Genomic DNA, 7393 nt, shown 5'->3' with positions numbered 1-7393 from the left:
CCGTACAATTTGGTTTTTATGCCTTGCTAAAAAAAACACTCCCAGACACATTTCTCTCATAAAATAGTCTATCAAATACGTACTTCATGGCTTGTTCTTAAGAATGACATCTGAAGCACGGTGTTCAAGACGTGTGCGCGCGCACAGCCTTTGAAACACGGCGTTCAGCTGGCAAACTTCGCGCATAGCATTGCCCAATTTGTTTAAAGCCCCGTCGCCTGCTGGACTTTTTGCGTATAGACAGTTTGTTCATCTGTGAGATTTGCTTTATTGAAGCTATTTATGACTTCTTCACCGCCTTCTATAAGTATGGAAAAAATGTTGTTTGAATAGAGCTTTTTGAGTAAATCTTTTAGATCTATGCCTGAAGGTGAGGAGTCGCATATGAGAATTTGTGTATTTTCCGGTAGGTCAGTCTTTGAGAGTTCAGTATTTGTTGTTGCTATGATTGTGGTACCCGCTTCTTTGAAAATGTGAAAATCTTTGAATCGTTGGTCTGTGAGTAGAGTTGCATGCGTACCTAGGATTATTCTGATTGGGTTTTTACCATCCTCTTTGCCGTTCGTGAGTTCTTTTAGACGACATGTGAGTTTGGGATTGTCTATTATGATTGTATTTTTGCCAACTAAGATTGCGTCATATTGAGCTCTAAGCCTGTGCACTTCCATATCTTGTTCTTTTGTAGTGATCTTTGTGCGAGTGCCTGGTTTTGATGTTAGCTTCTTGTCTTTTGTTAATGCGTATTTGAGATGAATATATGGGAGACCTGTAGTTATGTTTTTTATGAAAATTTTGTTGAGTTCTTTTGCTTCCGGTAATTCAATAAATTCTACTTTTATATTGGCCGCTTTGAGCTTTTCAATTCCTTTGCCTGCCACTAGTGGATTTGGGTCTTGCATGGCGATTATTACATGTGGGATTTTATTTTCTATAATTGCATCAATACATGGTGGAGTTTTACCAAAATGACTACATGGCTCTAAGTTAACATACAAAGTTGAAGAGGCGAGTAGGGAGGCGTGGCCGTTTCTTATGGCATTTTTGATTGCTTTCACTTCTGCATGGGATTTACCAAAAGTTCTGTGATAACCCTCTGCTATGACTGTGTTTTTGTATACCAAAACAGCTCCGACCATAGGGTTTGGGGTGGCCCGTCCTTCACCTTTCTTGGCTAGTATTAGGCATCTTTGTAAATATGAAATATGATTTTGCATATTTAGCGTTCGTCAATTAATGTGTCTGTTAAACCAAGTCTAGTAAATGACCCATTTTGTCTTTTTTGCTCTTTAGATATTTGGCGTTTTTCTCGTTTGGCTTTATTTCAAGTGGTATGCGTTCAGTAACTTTTAGATTATAGCCCTCTATCCCAACTATCTTTTTTGGATTATTTGTCATTAGTTTGATTGTGGTGAGGCCGAGGTCATTGAGAATTTGTGCTCCGAGGCCGTATTCCCGTAGATCTCCTTTGAAACCAAGCATTTGATTTGCTTCGACAGTATCGTAGCCTTCATCTTGAAGTTTGTAAGCCTTTAGCTTGTTGAGGAGCCCAATTCCACGTCCTTCTTGTCTCATATAAAGAAGTATTCCTTGGCCTTCATCAGTTATGTGTTTTAAAGCTGCGTTGAGCTGGGCATTGCAATCACATCTGAGCGAATGAAATACATCTCCTGTTAGACATTCAGAATGAACTCTAACGAGTACGTCTTTGGCGTTTTCGACATTGCCTTTTATGAGAGCGATATGTTCTCGATCATCTATAAGGTTAGAATATCCTATTAGTCTGAATTCGCCGTAAGTATGGGTTGGAAATGGTATTTCAACTTCTCGATTAATTAATTTTTCTTTTTGATGTCTATAAGCAATAAGATCTTGAATGCTTATTATTTTTAACTGATGTTTTTTTGCAAATTCTTTTAGATCTGCGAGTCTGGCCATTTCCCCATCTTCTTTTATGATTTCACAGATTGCGCCGGCCTCTTGAAAGCCGGCAAGCCTTGCAAGGTCAACCGACGCTTCCGTATGTCCGGCTCGTACTAATACTCCACCTTTTTTTGCTACAATTGGAAAAATATGCCCTGGTCGTCCAAAGTTTGAGGCTGTACTTGATTCTGAAGTTAGTGCAAGGATTGTCTTGGCCCTGTCTTTTGCTGAAATACCAGTGTTTGTATCGATTTTGTAATCGATTGAGATAGTAAAATTGGTTCCTTTTTTATCTGTATTGTCGGATACCATAGAGTGTAGATCCAATCTGTTTGCGATTTCTTGACTTATTGGTGCACAAATCAAGCCTCTTGCATGTGTTGCCATAAAATTTACGGCCTCAGGTGTGATACATTCAGCAGCTATCACAAGATCACCTTCATTTTCACGGTCTTCATCGTCAACGACAATTACCATATTGCCGTTTTTGAGATCGTCCAAGGCTTCTTCTATTGTATTTAGCATTTTTTAGAGGGGTAAATGCACTAATGCATTTTGACTATAGAGCAAATCGCAACATAATTTCGACAGTTGCATCTTCAAGGTATTGCTTCACAGTTTGCTCCGGGTTCATAACAAACGGCTGTGTTAAAATAGCTCCTTCTTCACGGAATTTCTTTTCTTTTCCGATCAAGATATTAGCCATAATATTTTCAGGTTTACCTTCGTTTTTTAGTTGCTCTGTCCAGATTTCTTTTTCTTTTGCAATGACGTCTTCAGATATTTCATCCGGAGATATAACTTTTGGATTGTTAGCAGCCGCATGCATTGCAACATTTTTTGCTTGTTCTTCCGTTCCTCCGGAAAGTCCGATAATTACTCCGATTTTCTTATTTGAATGTATGTAGCTTCCAAGCACAGGTGCTTCAACTATTTTCATGTCTGCGATCTCAACTCTCTCTCCCATCTTTATGTTAAGTTCTCCCATTTCAGCACTTAAATCAACGCTTTCGCCTTCTGAAAGTACTTTATTTGCAAACTCTTCCGCTATTGCAATGAAATCATCGTTTCTTGCAACGAAATCTGTTTCACAAGCAAGCATTATCATCGCAGCTTTGTTACCGGCTTCCGCTATGGCGATTACACCTTCAGAAGTTTTACGGTCAGCACGTTCCGCACTTTTTAATTCACCTTTCTTGCGTAATGCATCTATTGCAGCATCGACGTCTCCTCCGCTTGATTCGAGTGCTTTTTTACATTGCATTGTAGAGATTCCGGTTGCCCCTCTGAGTTCTTTGATTTGGTCTAATGTTACAGTCATCAGTCGAATAGTTAAGATTTAATTATTTGATTTAAAGTGAATGATTTTCTTCATTTAAACCTTCTACAGCTTTATCAACCATGTCTTGACCATGCCCGACATTTCTATTTGGCTCAGGTGTTACGTGTGGTTGAGTTGAAGCTGGCATTGGCTCCGCTACCGGCTCAGTTGGCATTACCTCTGCCGCTTGTTCAGTTGGGGGAGTTATAGAGTCTGCAGGTTTAGTGTTTTTTGAGAGAAAACTTGCAACATCTATTTTTTGAGCAAGTCCGTATACAACAGGTAGTTGATACATCTTCCCTTGTACGGCATTAACAATTCCGAGTATGTGTAATCCAAACATGGTTATCATACCTACGAAAAATAAAATGAATGCAAGATATTGTACTATAGCAAGTGATATAGAGATTAATACTAGCAATAGAAGGTCTAGTCCTACCAGGACAACTCCTTGCTTCGCATGGAATTTACAGAATTCACTATTTGGCTTTGTAACAATAGTTGCAAGTACCGCAATAGTGAAGTAACTAAGAGTACCGAACAAGATCTCATCACTTGGTAATTTTGGAGCAGTTACCTGCATGGCTACGTTTTCTTCCATTGTTTAAGGTGTTAGATGATATATTTACGCTGCGACTTCCTCAGTCTTTTTATCATCTTCACCCTTCTTTGCGCTACCCTTTTTTCCTTTCATAATAGCTTCCTCAAATTTTGAAAATAAATATTTTAGTGATTTTATCGCATCGTCATTTCCAGGCACCGGATATTTAACCAATTTTGGATCTGCATTTGTGTCTACTATAGCCACAGTTGGTATTCCAAGCTTTTTTGCTTCAGTTAGGGCTATAACATCCCTTTTCGCATCGGCAACTATTAACACTTTTGGTTGATCTTTTAAATCCTCAACCCCTCCGAATGCATCTTCGAGAGTTTCTATTTCTTTCATCATGTCCCCTTTTTCCTTTTTAGTGTATTTGCTGAAAGCATTCTCTTCATTTTCTTTTTTCAATTCTTTTAGACGTTTGATACGTGTTTTGATAGTTGAAAAATTTGTCAAAGTACCAGGTACCCATTTTTTGATTATATAATGCGCACCACATGTTTTTGCAGTTTCTTTAATGATTTCGTAACTTTGTGGCTTTGTACCTACGAAAAGTATACTAGCTCCTTCGCTTGATGCTTTTGCCAAAAACTGCATAGCTTCTTCTAGCTTTTTTGCAGTCAGAGTTAAATCAATGATATGGATACCATCTCTTGAACTGTGGATGAATTTCTTCATCTGTGGATTCCATTTAGAGGTCTTGTGCCCGAAATGTACTGCGTTCTCGAGCATTTCTTTGAGCATCGCTTGAACTGTCATATTCCTTAGGGTTAATGCTATGTGTCTTCATTTCCTGGTATAGCCCAGAATAAGGTTAATCCTTATCTCGCAACTTAAGCACATAGTGCGAGTTGCGTAGGGGAGGAATACAGGATCGGAAACATAACTTTGATATAATTTGCTTAAATATAAGCGCCGGCATTCTAGCATTTTTTCTCTGGATATCAAGTTGAATTTTGGCTTAACTACGCTAGGATTGGTAGTGAAATTATTTTTAATAAATTTATATGGCTGGAGATTTACAAGATTTACGTTCTCAGATTGATGCTATTGATCAGAGCATACTTCAAACCTTAAAAAAACGTAATGAGTTAGTAGCTCAGATCGGTAAGGTCAAAAAAAGTATGGATGTGCCCGTTGGAAACCAAGAATTGGAGAACCAAAAGCTTGAGAAATACACTCAAACTGCAGAGCAGCTTGGTGTAAATCAAGAGCTTGTACAAAATCTTTTTGAAGAAATTTTCTGGGACGCTCGAAGGATCCAGGATGAGATATAGATATTTGTGTGATATTTTTGATTTAGGGTATTGTTTAAACCTATTTTTTCTGCTATAATTTTATGAATTATTTGAAATAACACTTTATCTGTGAGTGATTCCTCTAATATATATGAAGATGCGCAGAGAGCGATGGACGGTCGTCTTGCTACTGATGTTGCGGTAAAGCAGCCGGTTGCGACGTATTTGGAAGCTCATGCGGCGGCAGCAACCGGTCCTGCAGAGACTAGAATTTCTATTATTTTGCCAACTACAGCTTATTTTATGTCCGGAGTTCGTGATTTTACTATGACGATTGTTCAAAATATGACCGGATTTTCTGGGAAATGGGCGTATAGATTTCAATCTATAGTAGATGAGCTTTGTAATAATGCGATTGAACATGGATCAGCTCCCGGCAAAGAAGTGAAAGTGACTTTTATAAGTAGAGCGGGGGAGAGTGTATTTGTTTGTGTGGAAGATACCGGTACCGGGCCATCACAAGTTAATGCTGAGGAAATGTATGTACTTGTGAAGGATAGGCAAGCGCAACTTGCCTCAAATACTTATTCCGGTATTCGTGGTCGAGGCCTTGCTCAGATAGTTTCTCAATGGACTGACGAGTTAAAATTTGATAATATAGATGGAGGTGGATTAAAAGTGTGTGTTATCAAGAAGTTGGATTCATCTGAAGATAATAATAATTCATATCAAAATACAATAAAATTACAATAAAATGACATTCGTAGATTTACAAATAAGCGACCTAGTATCTCAAACAGACAAACCTGCTAAACTTATCAAAATAAAAGGGCAGTTGGATGAATCGAATGTGGATGAGAATTCTAAGAAAATATATGAACTTATAGATGCAAATCCTAATGGTGTTAGTTTTGTATTTGATTTTAGTGAACTTGAATACATGAATTCAAAATCAATTGGGTACCTTACTGATTGGTACGGGAAATTAAATGCCATAAATGGTAAAGTAGTTATTGCTGCCGCTCGTGATAATATCGTGGATATTCTTCAAGTAGTGGGCCTTACACAGCTTATCCCGTGTGTTGGAAGTGTGGATGAAGCTAAATTACAGGTGTAATTATTGATATTTCATTTGCTGAGTCATGACCTCTTTGTTAAAGTGTGTTCTGACTCCTTTTTTGTATATGAAATCAAAATTACCAAAAAAATTTGAAGGTAAAAAAGTCGCTATAGTATGCGATTGGCTTACTAATTATGCGGGTGCTGAGCGGGTTATATCTGCGATTTCCGAGATATTTCCTGAAGCGCCTATATATACAAGTGTATATAATGAGCGGAATATGCGTGAATTTAAAGGGCGAAACGTGAAGCAGTCATTTCTCTCGCATCTTCCTTTTGCAAAAGAAAAGCATCAACTTTATATAACTCTTATGCCATATATTTTTGAGGCAATGGATTTGGATGAATATGACCTTGTTATTTCTTCAAGCCATGCTTGCGCCAAAGGTGTGATTACCTCTATAGATACTATCCATGTATGTTATTGTCATTCTCCAATGCGTTATGTTTGGGATGGGTGTCATGAATATGTGAATTCTTATGGTTGGTATAGATGGCCTTTTAAATGGTTGATTGATCGTAAATTATCAGGCCTACGTAAATGGGATAGGCTTGCGGCTGAGCGAGTTGATTATTTTATTGCTAATTCTAAGTATGTTGCGAGGCGTATTAAGAAATATTATGAAAAAGAGGCTGAAGTTATTTATCCTCCTGTGGATATAGATAAATTTGAACGATCAGAGCAGCCGGGACAGTACTACCTTGCGGTAGGCAGGCTTATTCCGTATAAACGTTTCGACTTGCTCGTAGACACCTTCAATAGCCTTGGTTTACCTCTCTATATAATTGGAGATGGTAAGGAATTTGCTAATTTAAAAGAAAAAGCTTTGGACAATGTGAAATTGCTTGGTTTTGTGCCGGATCAGGATCTCCAAAATTATTATGCTAATGCGAAGGCATTTTTGTTTCCGCAAAAAGAGGATTTTGGTATTACGGCTATAGAGGCTATGTCTTGCGGCAAGCCGGTGATTGCGTTTGGAGAGGGTGGGGCGATCGAGACAATAATCGATGGAAAAACGGGAGTTCTTTTTGAAGAGCAATCTGTAAGTTGTTTGAGTAAGGCCGTTAAGAGATTTGAAAAACTTGATAAAGAGGGCAAATTGGATTCTGTAAATATAAGGAAACAGGCAGAAAAGTTTTCTAAAGAGAGATTTCAGAGTGAGATTATCGCATTTTTGGAAAAGCTTTTATAAA

The 7393-nt window shown here is 38.1% G+C and carries 9 protein-coding genes; 4 read left to right on the top strand and 5 right to left on the bottom strand.

All coding sequences use genetic code 11. From position 1 onward, the window contains the following. Nucleotides 1-203: 203 nt before the first annotated feature. Genes ribD through rpsB form a run of 5 tightly spaced genes read right to left on the bottom strand, consistent with a single transcriptional unit; the run spans nt 204 to nt 4601 of the window. On the bottom strand, nt 204-1214 hold the full coding sequence (ribD, locus tag Q8P68_02550) for a bifunctional diaminohydroxyphosphoribosylaminopyrimidine deaminase/5-amino-6-(5-phosphoribosylamino)uracil reductase RibD (GenBank protein ID MDP4008050.1): 1011 nt from the start codon (nt 1212-1214) through the stop codon (nt 204-206). Nucleotides 1215-1242: 28 nt separating this feature from the next. Further along, nucleotides 1243-2445, bottom strand: a complete 1203-nt coding sequence (locus Q8P68_02545; protein MDP4008049.1) for a bifunctional 3,4-dihydroxy-2-butanone-4-phosphate synthase/GTP cyclohydrolase II — start codon at nt 2443-2445, stop codon at nt 1243-1245. Nucleotides 2446-2479: 34 nt separating this feature from the next. Continuing rightward, nucleotides 2480-3241, bottom strand: a complete 762-nt coding sequence (gene tsf / locus Q8P68_02540) for a translation elongation factor Ts (GenBank protein MDP4008048.1) — start codon at nt 3239-3241, stop codon at nt 2480-2482. 31 nt (nt 3242-3272) lie between these two features. Further along, nucleotides 3273-3842: a hypothetical protein gene (locus Q8P68_02535; protein ID MDP4008047.1), complete on the bottom strand. Its 570-nt coding sequence runs from the start codon at nt 3840-3842 to the stop codon at nt 3273-3275. 24 nt (nt 3843-3866) lie between these two features. Further along, entirely contained in the window at nt 3867-4601 is a 735-nt protein-coding gene (gene rpsB / locus Q8P68_02530; protein ID MDP4008046.1) for a 30S ribosomal protein S2, read from the bottom strand. 248 nt (nt 4602-4849) lie between these two features. Between rpsB and Q8P68_02525 the strand changes: the two genes are divergently transcribed. The 4 genes from Q8P68_02525 (at nt 4850) to Q8P68_02510 (ending at nt 7392) form a co-directional block, all read left to right on the top strand. Continuing rightward, a complete protein-coding gene (locus tag Q8P68_02525) occupies nt 4850-5119 on the top strand; it encodes a chorismate mutase (GenBank protein MDP4008045.1) in 270 nt (89 codons plus the stop codon). Between the two features lie 90 nt (nt 5120-5209). Then, nucleotides 5210-5833, top strand: a complete 624-nt coding sequence (locus Q8P68_02520; GenBank protein ID MDP4008044.1) for an ATP-binding protein — start codon at nt 5210-5212, stop codon at nt 5831-5833. Nucleotide 5834: 1 nt separating this feature from the next. Next, the gene (locus Q8P68_02515) at nt 5835-6197 is read left to right on the top strand and encodes an STAS domain-containing protein (protein ID MDP4008043.1); all 363 of its coding nucleotides are present in this window, start codon (nt 5835-5837) and stop codon (nt 6195-6197) included. Nucleotides 6198-6264: 67 nt separating this feature from the next. Beyond that, a complete protein-coding gene (locus Q8P68_02510; GenBank protein ID MDP4008042.1) occupies nt 6265-7392 on the top strand; it encodes a glycosyltransferase in 1128 nt (375 codons plus the stop codon). The last annotated feature ends 1 nt before the right edge of the window (nt 7393 follow it).

The organism is Candidatus Peregrinibacteria bacterium (genome assembly GCA_030700255.1).
GTDB lineage: Bacteria > Patescibacteriota > Gracilibacteria > UBA1369 > JABINC01 > JABINC01.
This window is presented reverse-complemented; position numbering and strand designations above follow the sequence as displayed.

Coding starts and splice junctions, on each gene's coding strand:
- rpsB (MDP4008046.1), bottom strand. CDS start 4,601: ATGACAGTTCAAGCGATGCTCAAAGAAATGCTCGAGAACGCAGTACAT.
- Q8P68_02545 (MDP4008049.1), bottom strand. CDS start 2,445: ATGCTAAATACAATAGAAGAAGCCTTGGACGATCTCAAAAACGGCAAT.
- ribD (MDP4008050.1), bottom strand. CDS start 1,214: ATGCAAAATCATATTTCATATTTACAAAGATGCCTAATACTAGCCAAG.
- Q8P68_02510 (MDP4008042.1), top strand. CDS start 6,265: ATGAAATCAAAATTACCAAAAAAATTTGAAGGTAAAAAAGTCGCTATA.
- Q8P68_02535 (MDP4008047.1), bottom strand. CDS start 3,842: ATGGAAGAAAACGTAGCCATGCAGGTAACTGCTCCAAAATTACCAAGT.
- Q8P68_02525 (MDP4008045.1), top strand. CDS start 4,850: ATGGCTGGAGATTTACAAGATTTACGTTCTCAGATTGATGCTATTGAT.
- Q8P68_02515 (MDP4008043.1), top strand. CDS start 5,835: ATGACATTCGTAGATTTACAAATAAGCGACCTAGTATCTCAAACAGAC.
- tsf (MDP4008048.1), bottom strand. CDS start 3,241: ATGACTGTAACATTAGACCAAATCAAAGAACTCAGAGGGGCAACCGGA.